The organism is Curtobacterium sp. MCJR17_043 (assembly GCF_003224315.2).
In the GTDB taxonomy this organism is placed as follows: domain Bacteria; phylum Actinomycetota; class Actinomycetes; order Actinomycetales; family Microbacteriaceae; genus Curtobacterium.
Window position 1 is genome coordinate 108,029 of sequence record NZ_CP126259.1, and the last position, 18,190, is coordinate 126,218.

The 18,190-nt window shown below is 72.9% G+C and carries 15 protein-coding genes and 6 pseudogenes; 5 read left to right on the forward strand and 16 right to left on the reverse strand.

The features are described from left to right. Nucleotides 1–244 precede the first annotated feature (244 nt). The 6 genes and pseudogenes from tsaE to glmS all read right to left on the reverse strand — a co-directional run bounded on the left by tsaE (nucleotide 245) and on the right by glmS (nucleotide 5,255). Nucleotides 245–701 (reverse strand): annotated as a pseudogene (tsaE, locus tag DEJ15_RS00470) (tRNA (adenosine(37)-N6)-threonylcarbamoyltransferase complex ATPase subunit type 1 TsaE). Nucleotides 702–739: 38 nt separating this feature from the next. After that, a complete protein-coding gene (gene alr / locus DEJ15_RS00475; protein ID WP_181419462.1) occupies nucleotides 740–1,903 on the reverse strand; it encodes an alanine racemase in 1,164 nt (387 codons plus the stop codon). Then, nucleotides 1,900–2,697, reverse strand: coding sequence for an alanine racemase (gene alr, locus DEJ15_RS00480; protein ID WP_284175369.1), 798 nt, complete (start codon nucleotides 2,695–2,697; stop codon nucleotides 1,900–1,902). Before alr (DEJ15_RS00480) ends, alr (DEJ15_RS00475) begins: the two co-directional genes overlap by 4 nt. A 109-nt stretch (nucleotides 2,698–2,806) precedes the next feature. Further along, a pseudogene (locus DEJ15_RS00485) lies at nucleotides 2,807–2,986 on the reverse strand (alanine racemase); the annotation flags it as partial. 15 nt (nucleotides 2,987–3,001) lie between these two features. Next, a complete protein-coding gene (locus DEJ15_RS00490; RefSeq protein WP_110824215.1) occupies nucleotides 3,002–3,400 on the reverse strand; it encodes a holo-ACP synthase in 399 nt (132 codons plus the stop codon). Nucleotides 3,401–3,406: 6 nt separating this feature from the next. Beyond that, nucleotides 3,407–5,255: pseudogene (glmS, locus tag DEJ15_RS00495) on the reverse strand (glutamine--fructose-6-phosphate transaminase (isomerizing)). Nucleotides 5,256–5,369: 114 nt separating this feature from the next. Between glmS and DEJ15_RS00500 the strand changes: the two are divergent. The 3 genes and pseudogenes from DEJ15_RS00500 (at nucleotide 5,370) to coaA (ending at nucleotide 8,083) form a co-directional block, all read left to right on the forward strand. Continuing rightward, complete coding sequence (locus DEJ15_RS00500; protein WP_146232817.1) at nucleotides 5,370–6,554, forward strand: ATP-binding protein; 1,185 nt, start codon at nucleotides 5,370–5,372, stop codon at nucleotides 6,552–6,554. A gap of 10 nt (nucleotides 6,555–6,564) precedes the next feature. Then, a pseudogene (locus DEJ15_RS00505) lies at nucleotides 6,565–7,044 on the forward strand (glutathione peroxidase); the annotation flags it as partial. A gap of 92 nt (nucleotides 7,045–7,136) precedes the next feature. After that, nucleotides 7,137–8,083, forward strand: a pseudogene (gene coaA / locus DEJ15_RS00510) (type I pantothenate kinase). Between the two features lie 186 nt (nucleotides 8,084–8,269). On the opposite strand, the pseudogene glmM reads toward coaA, so the two are convergent. From glmM to rplM, 3 genes and pseudogenes are all read right to left on the reverse strand, one after another. Next, nucleotides 8,270–9,645 (reverse strand): annotated as a pseudogene (gene glmM, locus DEJ15_RS00515) (phosphoglucosamine mutase). A 22-nt stretch (nucleotides 9,646–9,667) separates the two neighbouring features. Beyond that, complete coding sequence (gene rpsI / locus DEJ15_RS00520; protein ID WP_110824220.1) at nucleotides 9,668–10,153, reverse strand: 30S ribosomal protein S9; 486 nt, start codon at nucleotides 10,151–10,153, stop codon at nucleotides 9,668–9,670. A gap of 38 nt (nucleotides 10,154–10,191) precedes the next feature. Next, the gene (gene rplM / locus DEJ15_RS00525) at nucleotides 10,192–10,638 is read right to left on the reverse strand and encodes a 50S ribosomal protein L13 (RefSeq protein ID WP_110824221.1); all 447 of its coding nucleotides are present in this window, start codon (nucleotides 10,636–10,638) and stop codon (nucleotides 10,192–10,194) included. 243 nt (nucleotides 10,639–10,881) lie between these two features. On the opposite strand from rplM, the gene DEJ15_RS00530 reads away from it, so the two are divergent. Beyond that, nucleotides 10,882–11,016, forward strand: a complete 135-nt coding sequence (locus DEJ15_RS00530) for a hypothetical protein (protein WP_284175372.1) — start codon at nucleotides 10,882–10,884, stop codon at nucleotides 11,014–11,016. Nucleotides 11,017–11,027: 11 nt separating this feature from the next. Here DEJ15_RS00530 and DEJ15_RS00535 read toward each other — a convergent pair whose 3' ends face one another. The 6 genes from DEJ15_RS00535 to DEJ15_RS00560 all read right to left on the reverse strand — a co-directional run bounded on the left by DEJ15_RS00535 (nucleotide 11,028) and on the right by DEJ15_RS00560 (nucleotide 15,943). Beyond that, a complete protein-coding gene (locus tag DEJ15_RS00535; protein ID WP_349814765.1) occupies nucleotides 11,028–11,924 on the reverse strand; it encodes an endonuclease/exonuclease/phosphatase family protein in 897 nt (298 codons plus the stop codon). A gap of 216 nt (nucleotides 11,925–12,140) precedes the next feature. Further along, nucleotides 12,141–12,992 (reverse strand): hypothetical protein, encoded by an 852-nt coding sequence (locus DEJ15_RS00540; protein ID WP_284175375.1) that lies wholly within the window; start codon nucleotides 12,990–12,992, stop codon nucleotides 12,141–12,143. A gap of 109 nt (nucleotides 12,993–13,101) precedes the next feature. Continuing rightward, nucleotides 13,102–13,788 carry a lamin tail domain-containing protein gene (locus DEJ15_RS00545; RefSeq protein ID WP_284175377.1) on the reverse strand — a complete coding sequence of 229 codons (687 nt, stop codon included), beginning with the start codon at nucleotides 13,786–13,788 and terminating at the stop codon, nucleotides 13,102–13,104. Nucleotides 13,789–13,922: 134 nt separating this feature from the next. Further along, nucleotides 13,923–14,669, reverse strand: a complete 747-nt coding sequence (locus tag DEJ15_RS00550; protein ID WP_110824222.1) for an MBL fold metallo-hydrolase — start codon at nucleotides 14,667–14,669, stop codon at nucleotides 13,923–13,925. 49 nt (nucleotides 14,670–14,718) lie between these two features. Beyond that, nucleotides 14,719–15,636, reverse strand: a complete 918-nt coding sequence (gene truA / locus DEJ15_RS00555) for a tRNA pseudouridine(38-40) synthase TruA (protein WP_258365824.1) — start codon at nucleotides 15,634–15,636, stop codon at nucleotides 14,719–14,721. A gap of 142 nt (nucleotides 15,637–15,778) precedes the next feature. After that, nucleotides 15,779–15,943, reverse strand: a complete 165-nt coding sequence (locus DEJ15_RS00560) for a hypothetical protein (RefSeq protein WP_284175379.1) — start codon at nucleotides 15,941–15,943, stop codon at nucleotides 15,779–15,781. A gap of 443 nt (nucleotides 15,944–16,386) precedes the next feature. Here DEJ15_RS00560 and DEJ15_RS00565 point away from each other — a divergent pair, with 443 nt between their 5' ends. Further along, on the forward strand, nucleotides 16,387–16,902 hold the full coding sequence (locus DEJ15_RS00565; protein WP_284175381.1) for a hypothetical protein: 516 nt from the start codon (nucleotides 16,387–16,389) through the stop codon (nucleotides 16,900–16,902). Nucleotides 16,903–16,912: 10 nt separating this feature from the next. Here DEJ15_RS00565 and DEJ15_RS00570 read toward each other — a convergent pair whose 3' ends face one another. Next, nucleotides 16,913–18,070, reverse strand: a complete 1,158-nt coding sequence (locus tag DEJ15_RS00570) for an FUSC family protein (RefSeq protein WP_110824224.1) — start codon at nucleotides 18,068–18,070, stop codon at nucleotides 16,913–16,915. Nucleotides 18,071–18,190 lie beyond the last annotated feature (120 nt).

Sequence of the window (18,190 nt, forward strand, 5' to 3'; positions counted from 1 at the left end):
GGTCACGACGAGGTCAGCCCGGGAACAGGGATCGGGCATCCGCGGCCAGGGTCCGCGGTGTAGCGCGGGCGACGCTACGCCGTCTGCGCTCGATACCCAAGCGTTTCGAGCGAGTTGGCCGATCTCCGCGTGCCCCGGACGGGAGGCCCGCCCGACGTCACGGACGTCGGTGCGGTTCACGGGCCTCCCGTCCGGCGGACGCCGGGGACCCGGCGCGGACACCCGTCCCGGGACGGGACGCGGGTCAGAGGGTGATGCCCTGCCAGCGCGGGCCGCTGCCGGTGACGACGACGCGGCGCGGCTCGTCCGGGACGTCGTCGGGGTCGACGTCGTCCCCGGCCCCGACGGCACCGCCGGTCGCGCGGACGATCTCGACGTCGAGGACGCTGTCGCTGACCCCGTCGACCATGCCCCGGCCCCACTCGACGACGACGATCGAGCCGTCCCAGTCGAGGTCCAGGTCGTCGAGTTCCACCGGGTCGGACAGCCGGTACGCGTCGACGTGCACCAGGTCCGGTCCGGCCGTCGTCGGGTGGGTGCGCGCGAGCACGAACGTCGGACTCAACACCTGCCCCCCGCGCCCCGAGTGCTGCGCCGAGGCCGCGGGTCATCGTGGTCTTGCCGGCGCCGAGCGGCCCGGTCAGCACGACGAGGTCACCGGCGCGCAGGACCGCCGCGAGCCGTGCGCCGAGCGCGCCCATCTGCTCCGTCGTGTCCACCGTGGTGTCGAGCAGGACGGTCACGCCCGCTCCCCGCGCAGGTAGGCGCCGACACGGCCCTCGGCCGAGTGTCCCTCGTGGACGCGCTGGACCCGGCTCCCGATCCGGCAGACGACCTCCTCGCCGATCGTGTCGATCGCGCTCGCCCACTCCAGGACGGTCATCTCGCCGTCCTCGCCGGTGCCGAACAGGGTCACCGGGTCGCCGACGCGGACGTCGTCGTCACCGACGTCGACCAGGAACTGGTCCATGGCGACCCGGCCGGCGATCGGGTACCGCGTGCCGTTGACCGCCACCTCGACGCGCCCCTGCGCCGCCCGCGCCACGCCGTCCGCGTAGCCGACCGGGACGAGCGCCAGGGTGGTCTCGGCGTCGGTGCGGTACGTGTAGTCGTAGGAGACGCCCGTGCCGGCGGGGACGCGCTTCGTCTTCGCGACGGAGCTCGTGACCGTCATGACCGGTGTCAGACCGAGGTCGGCGGCGGTGACCCCGTCGGCGCCTGGGATGCCGAACAGGTTCGCCCCCATCCGGACCATGTCCTTCCGGAACTCCTTGCGCTCGAGCCCGGCGAGCGAGGCGGCGACGTGCTCCCAGCGGATGTCGAGCCCGAGGTCCTCGGCCTGCTCCACCATCGCGTCGAAGTGCGCCACGGCCGCTGCGTCGTCCTCGTCGGACGACTCGGCCAGGTGCGTGTACGCCGCGACGACCTCGATGCGCCCGTCGCGCTGCGCGTCCCGGGCGGCCTCCACCAGCGCCGGCCAGGCGTCGGAGGACGCGCCGTCCCGGTGCAGGCCGCTGTCGACGCCGAGGTGCACCCGGGCCGGTCGGTGGTCGACCGCGGCCACGATGCGCTGCAACTCGGCGACGTCCGAGACGCCGAGGTCGACACCGGAGTCGACCGCGTCCCGGAAGTCCAGGCCGGGGTCGTGCTGCCACGTGAACAGCCGGACGTCCTCGCCGACGCCGATCGACCGGAGGCGCAGGGCAGCCGGGACCGTCAGGACCCCGATCCACCGGATGCCGGCGTCGACCGCGGTCAGGGCGATGGCCTCGAGCCCGTGGCCGTACGCGTCGGCCTTCATGACCGCCATCAGCTCGACGGGGTCCATCCACGAGCGGACGAGGTCGAGGTTGGCGCGGTAGGCGTCCAGGTCGATGACCGCGCGGCGGAGTGGTGCGCTCACGTCGTCCTCCGTTCCACGCTGCGGCCGACCCTGGCGACCACCTCGTAGTTGATCGTGCCGATCGCGTCGGCCCACTCCTCCACCGCCGGGTCGCCGTTCGCGGGGTCGCCCCAGACCACGGCCTCGTCCCCGACGGAGACGTCGGCGTCCCCGATGTCGATGTGCATCGCGTTCATCGCGATCCGGCCGACGACCGGGAACCGACGGTCACCGATGCGGACGGACACGGCGCCCCCGGCACCGCGGTCGAACCCGTCCGCGTACCCGAGGCCGATCACGGCGAGCCGGGTGTCGTGCTCGGCACGCCACGTGTACCCGTACGAGACACCGTCACCCGCGGGCACGGGGACGATCCGGAGGACCGCGGCGGTCACCCGCATCGCGGGACGGAGTCCGAGGTCGGCCGAGGTGCGGTCCGGGAACGGGCTGAGCCCGTACAGCGCGAGTCCGACCCGGACCAGGTCGCGCCGGGTCTCCGGGAGCGCCAGGCTGCCGGCGCTCGCGGCGAGGTGCACGACCTCCGGCCGGATCCCGACCGCCGCCAGACCGTCCAGTGCCCGCTGCAGTGCGGCGTCCTGGTCGAGGTCGTCGACGCGCGACGCGTTCGACAGGTGGGACATGACGCCCTCGATCCGGGTGCGGTCCCCACCGCGGGCCAGTGCCGCCGCAGTCGCGAAGAGTTCGGGCCACTCCGACTCGACCGCGCCGTTGCGGCTCAGTCCGGTGTCCAGGACGAGGTGCACGGCCGGGACGTCGGCGTCGGCCGCGGTCGAGAGCTGCTCGACGCTCGACACCGCCGGGGTGATCCCGTACCGGGCCGCGCGGCGGAAGTCCTCGTCGGGGGGCGTGCAGCCACGCGAGGATGCGGACGCCCTCGTCGATCCCCGCCTGCCGGAGCGCCACCGCCTCGTCGAGGTCGGCGACGCCGAGCCAGTCCGCGCCGGCGTCGACCAGTGCCCGGGCGACCTCGACGGCACCGTGGCCGTACCCGTCCGCCTTCACCACGCCGATGACGCCCGCCGGAGCGACCTGTTCCGCGACCGTCGCGTAGTTGGCGATGACAGCCTCCCGGTCGACGGTCACCCCCCGTGAACGCGCTCACGCGGCCGCTCCTTCCGTTGCGGGCCGGTCCCGGCCCTCGATGACGACGAACGCCGTCGCGATCCCGCCGTCGTGGGACAGCGAGAGGTGCACGTGCGAGACGCCCCGGTCGTCAGCGACCCGCTGGGCGCCGGCGTGCAGCGTGAGCGACGGGTTGCGCTGGTCGTCCGCGACGACCTCGAGCTCACGCCAGCTCAGCCCAGCGCTCGACCCGAAGGCCTTCACGAGCGCCTCCTTCGCGGCGAACCGGGCGGCGAGCGACGCGATCGGACGCGGTTCGCCGTCGCGCAGCTGCTCGGCGTCGGTGAACAGCCGCGTCCGCATCGCGGGCGTCCGTGCGAGCACCCGCTCGAACCGTTCCAGGTCGACCACGTCGACCCCGATGCCGATGATCACGTCCGACTACTCGACGGTGACCGACTTCGCGAGGTTGCGCGGCTGGTCGACGTCCAGGCCCTTGGCCGCGGCGAGCTCCATGCCGAACATGTGCAGCGGTGCCACGGCGAGCAGCGGCTCGAACAGGGGCGTCGCGAGCGGGATCCGGAGGACCTCGTCGGCGAAGGGCAGCACGGCGGCGTCGCCCTCCTCCGCGATGGCGATCACCCGCGCACCGCGGGCGCGGATCTCCTGGATGTTCGACACGACCTTCGGGTGCAGCGAGCGGGCGTCGCGCGGGGACGGCACGATGACGAAGACGATCTGGCCGGGCTCGATGAGCGCGATCGGACCGTGCTTGAGCTCACCGGCGGCGAAGCCCTCGGCGTGGATGTACGCGAGCTCCTTGAGCTTGAGGGCGCCCTCGAGGGCGATCGGGTACCCGACGTGGCGACCGAGGAACAGCACGCTCCGGGTGTCCGCCATCCACTTGGCCAGCTCGGCGACACCGGAGGCGTCCTCGATGGTCTGCTGGAGCTTCTCCGGCAGTCCCTCCAGTTCGGCGACCTGGGTGGCGATCTGCTCGGCGGTCAGCGTGCCGCGGAGCGTGGCGAGGTGCAGGCCGAGCAGGTACAGCGCGACGCCCTGCGCCAGGAACGCCTTCGTCGACGCGACCGCGACCTCCGGTCCGGCGTGCGTGTAGATCACCGCGTCGGACTCGCGCGGGATCGTGGCGCCCTGGGTGTTGCAGATCGAGAGGACCTGCGCGCCCTGTTCGCGGGCGTACTTGACGGCCATGAGCGTGTCCATCGTCTCGCCGGACTGGCTGATGGAGACGACCAGGGTGCGGTCGTCGAGCACCGGGTCGCGGTAGCGGAACTCGTGCGCGAGCTCGACCTCGACGGGAACGCGTGCCCACTGCTCGATCGCGTACTTGCCGAGCATGCCGGCGTAGGCCGCGGTCCCGCAGGCGATGACGATGACGCGGTCCACCTGCTGCAGCCGCTCGGCGATCGGGTCGAGGTCGGTCAGCGTGATCGCGCCCTCGTGCACGCGGCCGAGGATCGTGTTGCGCACGGCCTCGGGCTCCTCGCTGATCTCCTTCGCCATGAACGAGGACCATCCGCCCTTGTCGGCGGCGGAGGCGTCCCAGTTCACCTCGAACTCGCTCGGCTCGGCAGGGGTGCCGTCGAAGTGGATGACGTCGACGCCGTCCGGACGGATCGTGGCGATCTCGTCCTGACCGATCGACAGGGCCCGCTGCGTGTACGCGACGAACGCGGCGACGTCCGAACCCATGAAGTTCTCGCCGTCGCCGAGACCCACCACGAGGGGCGAGTTGCGACGGGCGCCGACGACGACGCCCGGCTGGTCGGCGTGCACGACGAGCAGGGTGAACGCGCCCTCGAGGCGGGCCACCGTGCGTCGCATCGCCTCGGTCAGGTCGTGCGTCTCGCGGAACTCGCGCGCGACGAGGTGCGCGGCGACCTCGGAGTCGGTCTGGCTCTCGAAGGTGACGCCCTCGGCGAGCAGCTCGTCCTTGAGCGGGGCGAAGTTCTCGATGATGCCGTTGTGGATGAGGGCGAGCTTGCCGCCGTCGGCCAGGTGCGGGTGCGCGTTGCCGTCGGTCGGGCCGCCGTGGGTCGCCCAGCGGGTGTGGCCGATGCCGGTGCCGCCGTCGGGGACGGGGTTCGCCTCGAGCTCGTCGACGAGCATCTGGAGCTTGCCGGCCTTCTTCGCCGAGGTCATGTCACCGGCGGGGTCGATCACGGCGATGCCCGCCGAGTCGTAGCCGCGGTACTCGAGACGGCGGAGGCCCCCCGAGGAGGACGTCCGTGCTGCTGTTGCTGCCGACGTAGCCGACGATTCCACACATGGGACCGATCCTACGGGCAGTGCTGCGGGGCTCGCTGAGCACCGCACCGCCACATGTCGTCGACGACATACCGAGGATTGGGTCGCGCACGCGCCCGTCCACCACCCTGCTGTGATGCACGCCGACCAGAACCCCTACGCGCCCGGGTCCGGGGTGCGACCGCCCCTGCTCGCCGGGCGTGACGAGGAGCTCGGCGCGTTCGACGACCTGGTGAGCCGCACCGCCGCCGGGCGACCGGGGCGGGGCGTCGTGCTCACCGGCCTCCGCGGGATCGGCAAGACGGTCCTCCTCGACCGGATGCGCGACCGGGCGAGCGATGCCGGCTGGCTGGTCGTCGAGCTCGAGGGCCAGAGCCGCCCCTCGGGACGGGCATGCGTCCGCCGCCAGCTCGCGCACGGGCTCGCGCTGGCCGCCCGCCGTCTCCGCGGTCGTGGGATGACGAGCCGGGCGGCGACGGCGCTCGCCGCGGTGCGGTCGTTCGGCATCGCCTTCGGTGGGGTGTCCGTCGACCTCGGTGTCGAGCCCGCGGTGGGACGGGCGGACACCGGCGTCGCCGAGATCGACCTGCAGGAGACCGTCGAGGACCTCGCTCCGGCACTCACCGAGCGGGGCACCGCCCTGCTCGTCGTGGTCGATGAGGTACAGGACGTCGACCTCGATCTGCTCGGTGCGCTCCTGACCGTCCAGCACCGGGCCGTGCAGCGTGGTTGGCCGTTCTTCGTCACGGCCGCGGGCCTGCCGAACAGCCCGGCGGTGCTCTGCGATGCCCGGTCGTACGCCGGACGGATGTTCGCGTTCCGGCAGGTCGGTCCGCTGCCGCGGACCAGCGCGGAGTCGGCGCTCCGCGACCCGGCTCGGGCGGCGGGCGTGCTGTGGGACGACGACGCCGCCCGGGTCGTGCTCGACGCCGCCGACGGCTACCCGATCCACCTGCAGACGTTCGCCGCATGCGCATGGGCGACCGCCGTCGACGGCGGCACGATCACCCGGGCCGACGCCGAGGCCGGCGTCGAGCGCGGTCAGGCAGAGCTCGACGCCGGGTTCTTCCCGGGGTGGTGGGACCGCGCGTCGGAGCAGGAGCAGCAGTACCTCCGCCGTGTCGCCCGTGCGCCCGGCACCGCGGTCGCCGTCGCCACGGTGGAGGCAGCACCGGCGCCGGCGGGCGGCTGGGCGTCGGTCCGGCGGTCGCTGTGCGAGAAGGGGCTGCTGTTCATGCCCGGACCGGACCGCGTGGCGCTCACCGTGCCGCGGCTCGATTCGTTCGTGGACGGCCAGGCGATCCCCGACGAGGGCGGCTAGCGTGCGCGGCATGGGACGCTTCGACGACATCGCCATCACCACCCTGCAGGGCGAGCAGACCACCTTCGGCTCGTACGCCGACAAAGCCGTGCTCGTGGTGAACGTCGCGTCACGCTGCGGCCTCGCCCCGCAGTACGAACAGCTCGAGGAACTCCAGCGGACCTACGGGCCGCGGGGCTTCACCGTCCTCGGCTTCCCGAGCAACCAGTTCCTCCAGGAACTCGGCTCGTCGGAGGCCATCGAGGAGTACTGCTCCGCCACCTGGGGCGTGACCTTCCCGATGTCCGAGAAGGTCAAGGTGAACGGCGGCGGCGCGCACCCGCTCTACAAGGAGCTGAAGCAGACGCCGGACGCTGCGGGCAAGGCCGGTCGTGTCGCGTGGAACTTCGAGAAGTTCCTCGTGGCGCCGGACGGCGCGATCACGCGCTTCCGGCCGACGACCAAGCCGGACGCTCCCGAGGTCGTCGCCGCCATCGAAGCGGCACTCCCCCGCCTGACCCGCGGGTGCCGGACGGGAGCCGCGCTCCGCCGGACCGTCGTCGCGGGCGGTTGCCGGGCCTCCCGCTGGGTACGCTCGACCCCATGCCGATCCCGGAGACGACCGTCGCGCACCCCACTCCCTTCGTGGAGATCCCCCCGGGACGAGTGGTCGCAGCTCGCGCCGAAGGAGCACCTCTCCCTCACCGAGACCGAGATCGTGCAGCTGCGCGGGCTGGGCGACCGCCTCGACATCACCGAGGTGCAGGACGTCTACCTGCCGCTCTCCCGGCTCCTGACGCTGTACGCCGCCGGCGCACGCGACCTGCACGCCGAGACGAGCCGGTTCCTCGGCGAGCGTGCGAGCCGGACCCCGTTCGTGATCGGCGTCGCCGGGTCGGTCGCGGTCGGCAAGAGCACCGTCGCGCGCCTCCTCCGCGAGCTGACGAAGCGGTGGCCGGACACCCCCCCGCGTCGAGCTCGTGACGACCGACGGCTTCCTGTACCCGAACGCGGAACTCGAGCGCCGCGGGATCATGGACCGCAAGGGCTTCCCGGAGTCGTACGATCGTCGCTCGCTCCTCCGGTTCGTCAGCAACGTGAAGAGCGGTGCCGCCGAGGTCCGGGCGCCGTACTACTCGCACCTGGTCTACGACATCGTGCCCGACGCGGAGATCGTCGTGCGGCAGCCGGACATCCTCATCGTCGAGGGGCTGAACGTGCTCGCGCCACCGGTGCACGGACGCCTGGCCCTGTCCGACCTGTTCGACTTCACGATCTACGTCGACGCGAAGACGAAGGACATCGAGTCCTGGTACGTCGACCGGTTCCTGGCCTTGCAGGAGCAGGCGTTCTCGAGCCCGGACTCGTTCTTCCACCGCTTCGCCGAGCTGTCCCGCGAGGACGCCGTCCGCACCGCGACCGAGGTGTGGCGGGCGATCAACGAGCCGAACCTGCTCGAGAACGTCCTGCCGACGCGCTCCCGGGCGACCCTCGTGCTCAAGAAGGCCGCCGACCACAAGGTGACGAGCGTCCTGCTCCGCAAGATCTGACCGTGTCCCCGCGGTGCCTGCCGTCCCGCGGTGCCTGCCGTCCCCGCATAACCGAAGCCCGTCCGAACCGCGCGAGTGCGCAGTTCGGACGGGCTTCTGTTGTGCAGATGCGATCCACGCCAGCGGGGCGCGAGCGCGGCCGGCGCGGCCGGCGCGCGTGGCCGACGCAGGCGCGACCCCGCGCGGCTACGCGGCGTCGAGCGTCAGGCGCGCACGCACGACGTCGGCGAGCTCCTCGGCGACGCGCTGGGCGTCCTCCTGCGAGGCCGCCTCGACCATCACGCGGACGACCGGCTCCGTGCCCGAGGGACGCAGCAGCACGCGACCGGAGTCACCGAGTGCGTCGGTGGCGTCGGTGATCGCGTCCTGGACGCCCTGGTCGTCGAGCCCGTGGCGGTCGACGCCCTTCACGTTGAGGAGCACCTGCGGGAACACCGTCATGCACGCGGCGAGCTCGCCGAGCGTCTTGCCGGTGCGCGCCATCTCCGCCACGAGGTGGAGGCCAGTCAAGACCCCGTCACCGGTCGTCGCATAGTCGCTGAAGATGATGTGGCCGGACTGCTCGCCACCGAGCGAGAACCCACCCTCGGTCATCTTCTCGAGGACGTACCGGTCCCCGACACCGGTCTCGAGGACCGTGATGCCCGCGTCCGCCATGGCCCGCTTGAGCCCGAGGTTCGACATCACCGTGGCGACGAGGGTGTCGTCGACCAGGCGTCCGCGCTCCTTGAGGGACAGCGCGAGGATCGCCATGATCTGGTCGCCGTCCACCGCGTTGCCGTCGGCGTCCACGGCGAGGCAGCGGTCGGCGTCACCGTCGTGCGCGATGCCCACGTCGGCGCCGGCCTCGAGGACCGCGCGCGCGAGGTTGTCGATGTGGGTCGAGCCGACGCCGTCGTTGATGTTGATGCCGTTCGGGTCGGCACCGATGAGCGTGACCTTCGCACCCGCGTTGACGAACACCTCGGGCGAGACCCCGGAGGCGGCACCGTTGGCGCAGTCGAGCACGACGTGGATCCCGTCGAGTCGGTGCGGCAGCGTGCCGAGCAGATGGACCACGTAGCGGTCCTCGGCGTCGGCGAAGCGGGTGATGCGCCCGACCTCGGCACCGGTGGGGGGTCGGTGCGGATTGGTCGTGCATGGCCGCTTCGATGCGGTCCTCGACCTCGTCCGGCAGCTTGCGACCACCAGCGGCGAAGAACTTGATCCCGTTGTCCGGGGCGGGGTTGTGCGAGGCGGAGATCATCACGCCGAAGTCGGCGTCGACGTCCGCAACCAGGTACGCCGCTGCTGGGGTGGGGATGACCCCGGCGTCGAGGACGTCGACGCCGGCGGAGGCGAGCCCGGCTGCCACGGCGGCACCCAGGAACTCGCCGGAGACGCGCGGGTCACGCGCGAGCACGGCCCGGGGGGCGCGTGCGACCGGACGCTCGACGAGCGTCCGCGTGGTGTCCGTGCGTGAGCACGGCCGCGCTCGCCTGGGCAAGACCCAGTGCGAGCGCGGCCGTCAACTCGCCGTTGGCGAGGCCACGAACGCCGTCGGTACCGAACAGACGCGGCATGCGATCTCCCGCCGTCAGGCGATCAGCGCTTCGAGAACTGCGACGCCTTGCGGGCCTTCTTGAGACCGGCCTTCTTGCGCTCGATGACGCGGGCGTCACGGGTGAGGAAGCCGGCCTTCTTGAGGGTCGCGCGGTTGTTCTCGCGGTCGATCTCGTTCAGGGTGCGGGCGATGGCGAGACGGAGCGCGCCGGCCTGACCCGAGGGGCCGCCACCCGTGATGCGGGCGGTGACGTCGTAGGCACCGAGGAGCTCGAGCACCTTGAACGGGTCGTTGATGAGCTGCTGGTGCAGCTTGTTCGGGAAGTAGTCCTCGAGCGTGCGGCCGTTCACCGAGAAGGTGCCGGAGCCGGGGACCAGGCGGACGCGCGCGATGGCCTCCTTGCGGCGACCGACGGCACCGCCCGAGACGTTGAGGATCTGACGGGGAGCCGCCTCCGACGCGACGGGCGCGCTCTCGGTGGTGAAGGTCTCCGGGGTCTGGTCGATGGAGTCAGCGATCTGAGCCATGAGTGTTTTCTCGTTCCTGGAAGTCGTCGTGGCCGCTGTTACTGCGAGACCTGGTCGAAGGTGTACGGCTTGGGCTGCTGCGCCGCGTGGGGGTGCTCAGCGCCTGCGTAGACCTTGAGCTTCTTGAGCTGCTCGCGACCGAGGGTGTTCTTCGGCAGCATGCCGCGGATCGCCTTCTCGACGGCGCGCGTCGGGTGCTTCTCGAGCATCTCCGGGTAGGTGGTGGCCGTGAGGCCGCCCGGGTAACCGGAGTGGCGGTAGTAGACCTTCTTGGCGAGCTTCGACCCGGTCAGGGCGACCTTGTCGGCGTTCACGATGATGACGTAGTCACCCATGTCCATGTGCTGGGCGAAGGTGGCCTTGTGCTTGCCGCGGAGGAGGGCGGCGACGTGCGAAGCGAGGCGGCCGAGCACGACGTCGGTCGCGTCGATGACGATCCAGTCGTGCTGGACGTCTGCCGGCTTCGGGGAGAACGTACGAGTCACAGGAGTGCTGCTTTCGTGTCGAGGTGAGGAGTCCGTGAATCCCACTCCGGTGGGCGTTCTCGCGGGCAGACGCCCGGCGAACGACCCGGTGGAGGGCCCATCTGACTGTCTGGCGCAACAGAGCGCGCAGACCAAGGTGAGAGCCTAGCGGACGCCGGAGCGCTCGGTCAACCGCGCCCGCCTCGCCGCACACGACGGACGGGAGGCACGACCCGGGTCGGACCCGGATCGCGCCTCCCGTCGGTGGTCGCGGTCAGCGCGGCGTCACTCGGCGCCGCCACCCGTCGTCCGGCGGCGACGGAGGGCGAGGAGCCCGCCACCGGCGGCCAGGAGGGCGAGCGCAGCCGCGAGGCCGCCCCCCGATCTCCGCGCCGGTGAAGGCCAGGCCGTCACCCGCGCTCGGCGTCCCGGTCAGCCCGCCCGCGCCCGGGGTCGTCCCCCCCGTCACCGGCGACGGGGCCCGCGCTCGGGTCACCAGCACCCGGGGTCGGGGTCGGGTCGGCCGCGCCCGGGACCGGCGTCGGCGTCGGCGTCGGGGTCGGGTCCGTGCCCGGGCCCGGCGTCGGGGTGGGCTCCGGTGTCGGGTCACCCGGCACCTCGGCCTCGGTCACGTCGAAGCCGACCAGGATCGGGTCGTGGTCGCTGGCGCGGTACACGTCGTCGCGGTACAGGTCCGACACGTTCACGTTGTACCGGCTGTACTCCAGGGCCACCGACTCGGTCGAGTTGATGTTCCAGATGTCCACGCCGGTCACGCTCGCGAGCGCCGCGGGCGAGGCCAGCACGTGGTCGAGGGACCCGCTCAGGCCGCTGAACACGTAGGAGTACTCCGACGCGTCCTGCGCCGGGGCGAGGTCGGTGTACCCGGCGTCGCGGAGCACCACCATCGGGTCCTCCTCGCTGTAGGCGTTGAAGTCACCGATCAGGAACGTCTTGTCGGTGCCGTACTGCTCCTGCATGGCGGTCGAGAAGGTCGCCAGCGCCCGCGCCTGTCGCACGCGGTCGGCGTTGGACGCCCCCCTGCCCGTCGCCCTGGTCGGCGTTCTCGCCGGTGCCGGAGCCCTTCGACTTGAAGTGGTTCGCGATGACGAGGAAGTCGTCCTCCGCGGTGCCGCCGACCGGACGGAAGGCGTCGGCGACCGGCTGGCGGGCGTTCGTGAAGGCGGGGTCGAGCAGGATCGTCGACTCGCCGGTGGGGGGCGACGCGGTCCTTCTTGTAGATGAGCGCCAGGCGGATCACGTCCTCGCTGGCCGGCACGACGGAGGGCGACTCCGCGTAGGCCCACGTGTCGGTGCCGGTCGCCGCGTTGAGGGCGGCGACGAGGGTCGCCACGGCCGCGTCGCGGTCCAGGCCGAAGCGGGCCGAGTTCTCGATCTCCTCGAGCGAGACCACGTCCGCGTCGAGGGCGTTGATCGCCTTCACGATCTTCACCTGCTGGCGGTCGAGGTCCTCCTGCTCGGCAGCACCACGGGCGTCGCAGCCCGAGTCCACCGTGATCGGGTCACCCGCACGGTCCCGGTAGTACGTGCAGCCGGCCACCTCGTCGCCGGTCGTCGGGAAGTAGTTCAGGACGTTGAACCCGGCGAGCGTCAGGTCGCCGCCGACGCCCTCGGGCGTCGCGGTCCGGACGTCCGAGAACGAGGCGGGCAGGTCGGCCGTCGGGGTCGCGCCGGTGATCGGCGTGGTCGGCTGGAACTTCCAGGCGTTGTTCCGGTAGTCGAGGACCACGGGGGGCGGTGAACGTCGTGGTCGCACCGACCGTGACCGGTCCCGCGTTCGTCAACCACGGCACCGGGACCTCACGGGCGGCCTGGTCCTGGCCGTCCCGCGGCAGGAAGTTCGTGCTCGCGCCGTCGTCGAGCGTCACCTTGCGGGCGGCGTTGTCGGCGGCGACCGCGGCGGCCTCGACGCTGCCCGGACGGGCGACCTCGGTCGGCTGCAGGAGTCGGCCGGTCCCCGTGGCGAGCGCGATCTCGCCGTACTGGTTCGTCGTGTAGTTGTCGGCGACCGTGTAGGAGCCCTGCGGGGCGACGAGCATGCTCTCGAGGGACTCCCGCGCGGCGTCCGTGCGCGGGAAGACCACGGCGGCCGGCTGCGGCGCGACGGCGGGCGTGCTGAGCGTGCGCAGTCCGGCGGCGCTCGAGACGGTCAGTTCGGTCAGCCCGGAGAACTCGGACACCGTGCCGGTGAGCTCGACGTGGTCCCCGATCGCGACCTGACCGACGGTGGCCGCGGAGTAGACGAAGAGCCCGTCGGACGCGGTCCGCGTGGCAGGGTCGGTCGGGCCTCCCGTCCCGGGCGTCTGGATCGTGTAGCCGTTGAGCCCGCCGGTCGCGTACACGGCCGTGACCACGCCGCTCGTGACGACGGTCCTGCCGACGAACGGCGAGGTGTCGGTCGTGCCCTGGATCTCGGGGATGGTCGCGGCGACCGCAGGGGTGGCCGGTGGTGTGGTGCCGCCGTCACCCGGGGCGGGGGGTCGTTCCTCCGCCCGCGGTCTGTCCGGCTGCGTTGCGCGGCGTGACCGTCGTCGTGACGGTGAAGTCGGTGCCGTTGACGTCGGTGTCGGCCGTGCCCGCCCGGACGAGGCCGTTCGGCACCGCGTTCGCCCCCGTCACGGTGCGGACCGTGCCCTCGAACGTGTTCGACGCCCCGTAGCCGAGCAGGTCGACCACGCCCGCGGTGCCCGTCGCGACCGGGCCCGCCGGCAGCGTCAGCGCTGCCGTGCGGTCGGCGAGGACGAGCGTGCCGGTCGTCCCGGACGGGTTGAGCGACGCGGTGTCGTCCGCGGCGGGCAGGTCGGCCCCGGCGGGCTCGCTCCCGTTGCCCGCCATCGACACGAGGAAGGTGCCGTTCGCGGGGACCGTGCCCTCGAGGGCGCTCGTGCTGAACGCGCCGGTGCTGGTCGCCGCCCGGTACTGGAGCGACCATCCGTCGAGGGTGACCGGGCTGGCCGTCGGGTTGGCGATCTCGACGAACTTCTGGTTGAAGAACGCGTTCGCGCTCCCGCCCTTGAGGTACGCCTCTGCGATGACGAGTCCGGTGCCCGCGGGGTTCGCGGTCGCGGCGGTGACGGTGACGAGCGGTGCGGCGAGCAGGGTCGCGGCAGCCGTGGCGCACAGCAGGGTGCGTCCGACGGTTCGGGGCATGAGGACCTTCGGTTCGTGGTCGGGAGGGATCCCGACGACGGTACGGTCCTGCGCGGGCGCACAGGTTACGAGCAGGTGAACCTTCCCCCCCGGACGAGGGTCGACCGCCCGTTCTCCGGCGCCGTGCTCGGCCGTCACGCCTCGATCGGCACCCACTCCGACCCGACCCGGTGCACCGCCGGGCCGTGTCCGGGCAACACGATCGCCGGGTACGGCAGCACGCCCGCGGACTCCACGGCGAGCGCCTGGTCGGCGGTGAAGAACGGCGTGATCATGCGCGGCCGTGGTGCCCACGAGGCCGGCTGGGTGTCGTGGTGGGTGACGACGGCGTCGCCCGTGACGATCGCATCGGCGGCCGGCAGCAGGTACGCGGTGGACCCGGCGGTGTGGCCGGGCGCGGGCAGCGGGGTCATCGCGCGACCGTCGAAGTCCCGCGCGGTGAACGCGCGCGCGGACGGGACGGTGGTCGGCCGGAGCGCGTCGGAGGCGATCGCACGCCCGAGCCACCGCAGCACCCGGGGAGCGGCGAGCCGTCCGCCGATCTCCGCCGGGGTGACCTGCTGGCGCCCCGGTCCACGGACGTTGGCGAGTTCGTCGGCGTGCGCGAGGACCTCGACGTGCGGATGACGCTCGAGGATCCCGGGCAGGCCGCCGACGTGGTCGACGTGGCCGTGGGTGACGTACACGCGTCGGAGTTCGTCGAGGTCGTGGCCGGCGAGCAGCACGCTGTCCAGGACGAGGTCGGTGTCGGCGGGGTACCCCGCGTCGATGAGGGCGACGCCGTCCTCCTCGGCGAGGACGACCCAGTTGGACACCGGCCCCTCGACGAACACCACGCCGGGTGCGACGGAGACGAGGGAGCGCGGAGCACGAGGAGCCATGCCCCGACGGTAGCGCCCTGCGCCGGGACGCGACGCGGGTGCCTGCCGCTCAGTCGCCGGGCCGGTGTCCCTCCGCGTCGCGACGGGCGCGTGTCTGCACGGCACGGGCCTCCAGGGCGTCGTCGTCGGGGTACCCGACCTCCGTCAAGGTGAGCCCACGGGCCGGGGCGACCGTGAAGGCGCTCGTGCGCTCGGCGGCGATCCGCAGCTCGTCGAGCCGGTCCGGCGTCAGGCGGCCCTCGCCGACGGCGAGGCAGCCGCCCACCATGGCGCGCACCATGGAGTGGCAGAAGGCGTCGGCCTGGAGGCTCGCCACGAGCACGCCGTCCGGCTCGCGGTCCCAGCGGAACTCCTGCAGGGTCCGGATGGTGGTCGCGCCCTCACGCGGCTTGCAGAACGCCGCGAAGTCGTGCAGCCCGAGCAGGCGGAGCGCACCGCGCTCCATCACCGCCCGGTCCAGGCGCCCCGGGTACCAGGTCGTGTGTCCGCGACGGAGAGGGTCACGGGCGGCATCGAGGTCGGCGACCCGGTACCGGTACCGCCGCCAGACCGGTGAGAACCGCGCGTCGAACCCCGGCGGGGCGACCGACGCCCGGGTGACGACGACGTCCCCGTCCGGCCCGGCGAGCCCGTTCAGGCGGCGGACCAGCCCGGCGAAGGGGTCCCGCGTGGTGCCGTCGGCGGCGGGACGGCGGGGACGGGAGAGCGCGGCCCACTGCTCGTCGCTGAGGTCGAGGTGCGCGACCTGCCCGGTGGCGTGCACACCGGCGTCGGTGCGGCCGGCGACCGTGAGCTGCGGCGGTGTGCCCCAGCGGGTGAAGACGGTGGCGAGGGCGGACTCGAGCGCGCCCTGCACGGTCCGGAGTCCGGGCTGTCGGGCCCACCCGGAGAACGCGGCTCCGTCGTAGGCGATGTCGAGCCGCAGCCGCACGCCGGCCTCGCCCTCGGTCCGGCCGGTCTCGCTCACACCTCCACGGTACCGACGTCAGCGCGACGTCAGCGCCGTCGGGACAGGCTCTGCGGGATCGAGGTCGGTACCGGACCGTGATGTGCGCCCGCGTCCGAGCCGGTCGCGCGTCTCCATACTGAAGGCATGCACATGAAGACAGTCACGAGGGGGGGGTCGTGGCCATCGCGCTCCTGGCCGCGGTGAGCACCGGCATGACCGCCTGCGCTCCCACGCCGAGCACCGACCCGACAGCCGCCCCGACCGCCGCGAGCCCTTCCACCGAGGCGACCCCGGAGCACACGCCCGCCACGACCGACTTCGGCACCGAGCCCTCCGCCGGAGACGCGCCCGCGTGCGACGCCCTCCTGCCGGACGACCTCGTCCGCGCGCTCGTCCCCGATGCCGAGCCCGTCGACGCCATCACCGAACTGGCCCACCCGGCCGCCACGTGGAACGCCACCAGGCTCGCCGGCGGGACGGGATGCTGGGCGTCCAACGGCAGCTCCCCACTGGACGACCGCGCCGCGCGCACGGCCGACGAGCCCGCCTACGAGGGCGTCCGAGTCGCCGTGCTCCCGGACGCCGCTGCCGCGTTCCGGACCGCCGGCACGGACGCGACCGCTCCCGCGGAGAGCGCGACCACAGTGCGCTGCGCCGCGAGCGATGCTGCACGGGTGTACTGCAACGGTGGTGTGCTCGCCGGGACGGCCTGGGTCGACGTCGCGGTCGTGCGTCTGCAGACCGCGTCTGACGCCACCCCCCGAGGCGATGCAGCCCGAGTACGAAGCGCTCCTCGAGCACGCACGGGAGACCGTCGCCGCGTCCCCGGCTGCATCGGTGGACGGCGACGACTCGGACGACTGGTCGTTCACCGACTGCACGACGGACGGGGTCGCGGCCATCGCCGACACCACCCTCCGCGACTCGGTGACGCTGACCGACACCCCGCCGACCATCGACGAGTTCGCCCAGAGCCGGGTCGGCGGCAGCGCGTGCCGCTTCGTCGGCCCGGAGTACACCACGGGCGCGGTGTACGCCTCGGTCCCGGACAGCGGGTGGGTCGTCGAGCAGCGGCTCGCGGCGGGCACCGTCGACCGCGACGGACGGATCGACCTGCCGGGGCTCGGCGCACGCGACGCCGCATGGCGCACGTGTGACGAGCTCGCCTGCACGGTCGACGTGGTGCACGACCGCACCTGGACGCAGTACCTCCTGACGACCGAGGCGGCATCGGACACCGCCGCCGCGGTCGAGCGGTGGGCGGCGTCGTCGTTCGGCTCGTGACGCGTCGGCGTCAGCCCCGCTGACCGCCGTGCCCGCGTCGGCGCACGAGCCGGTCGCGGATGCTCGTCGGCTCGGCAGGGCCGGTCTCGGTGTCGGCGTCCCGGGTCGCCCGGCGCTCCGACTCGACGATGCCGCGGAGCGCCACCAGCGCAGTGGCGGTCACGGCGACGTCCGACGGGAACTCGTGGGAGGCGTCGAGCGCCTGCTCGAGCTCCGCGATCGCCCGGTCGCCCTCGTCCGGCGGGTGGTCGCCACGGACCATCGACGCGACCTGCCGGATGGCGTGCACGAGCGGCGTCGTGAACGCCTCGTCCGGACGTCCGAGGTTCGCCGACACCGGACCGGAACGAGCCACCAGCTCCGTCAGGTCGGTCGTGTACCAGGCGACCCGCTCGAGCGCGCGGAAGCGGGCGCCGTCGCGCTGCAGGCGGGCACGTGAGCCGCGGAGCGCACCGCGGAGGTTGATGCGGCGGCTCTCCTGGGCGATCGACACCCGAGCCCGGACGTCGGCGATGGCACGGTCGAGGCGGTCCTGCGCTTGGTCCCACGCGCGCTCGTCACGCTCGCCCTGTTCGAGCACGTCCGCCAGGCCGTCCAGGTGCGTGGCGAGGACGGTGTTCACCTGGTCGATGCGGCGCTCGGCGTCCCAGAAGTGCAGGGGCGGGAACACCAGGAAGTTCACGAGGAGCCCGACCACCACGCCGACGGCCATCTGCACCAGGTACCCGAGCGAGTACCCCTCGGCGTGTGCACCGCCGACGAGCAGGACGAAGAGCGCCGCCGTCGACACCCAGGAGCTCCCCTCGCCGAGGACCCGGAACCCGCCGACGAGGACGCCGACGCCGACCGTGATCGCCACGGCCAGGACCCCGGGGTCGCCGACCCACATCGTGAAGGCGGCGACCGCGATGCCGAGCGCGATCCCGACCAGGGTCTGCAGCCCGCTCCGGAGTCCGGCGAACACCGTCGTCTGCATCGCCACGACCGCGCCGAGCGGGGCGTAGTAGGGGTACTCCGCTGCCACACCGGGCACGTTCTGCGCGACCAGCCAGGCGATGGTGGCCGCCGCAGCTGCCTTGGCTGCGTGCAGCAGCCGGGGCTGCGTGCCGGAGTCCCGGCTCCACCGCCACAGTCGGGTGCCGACGCCGGCGACGTGCTGGAACTGCATCGGGTACCTCGTCTCTCGGTCGGCACGGTGTGGGGCGGACGCTGGTCGGGCCTCCCGGGTACGCCGGGCCTCCCGGGTCCGCCGGGCGGTCCGAACCGCGTGGTCAGGAGCCTGCGCGGT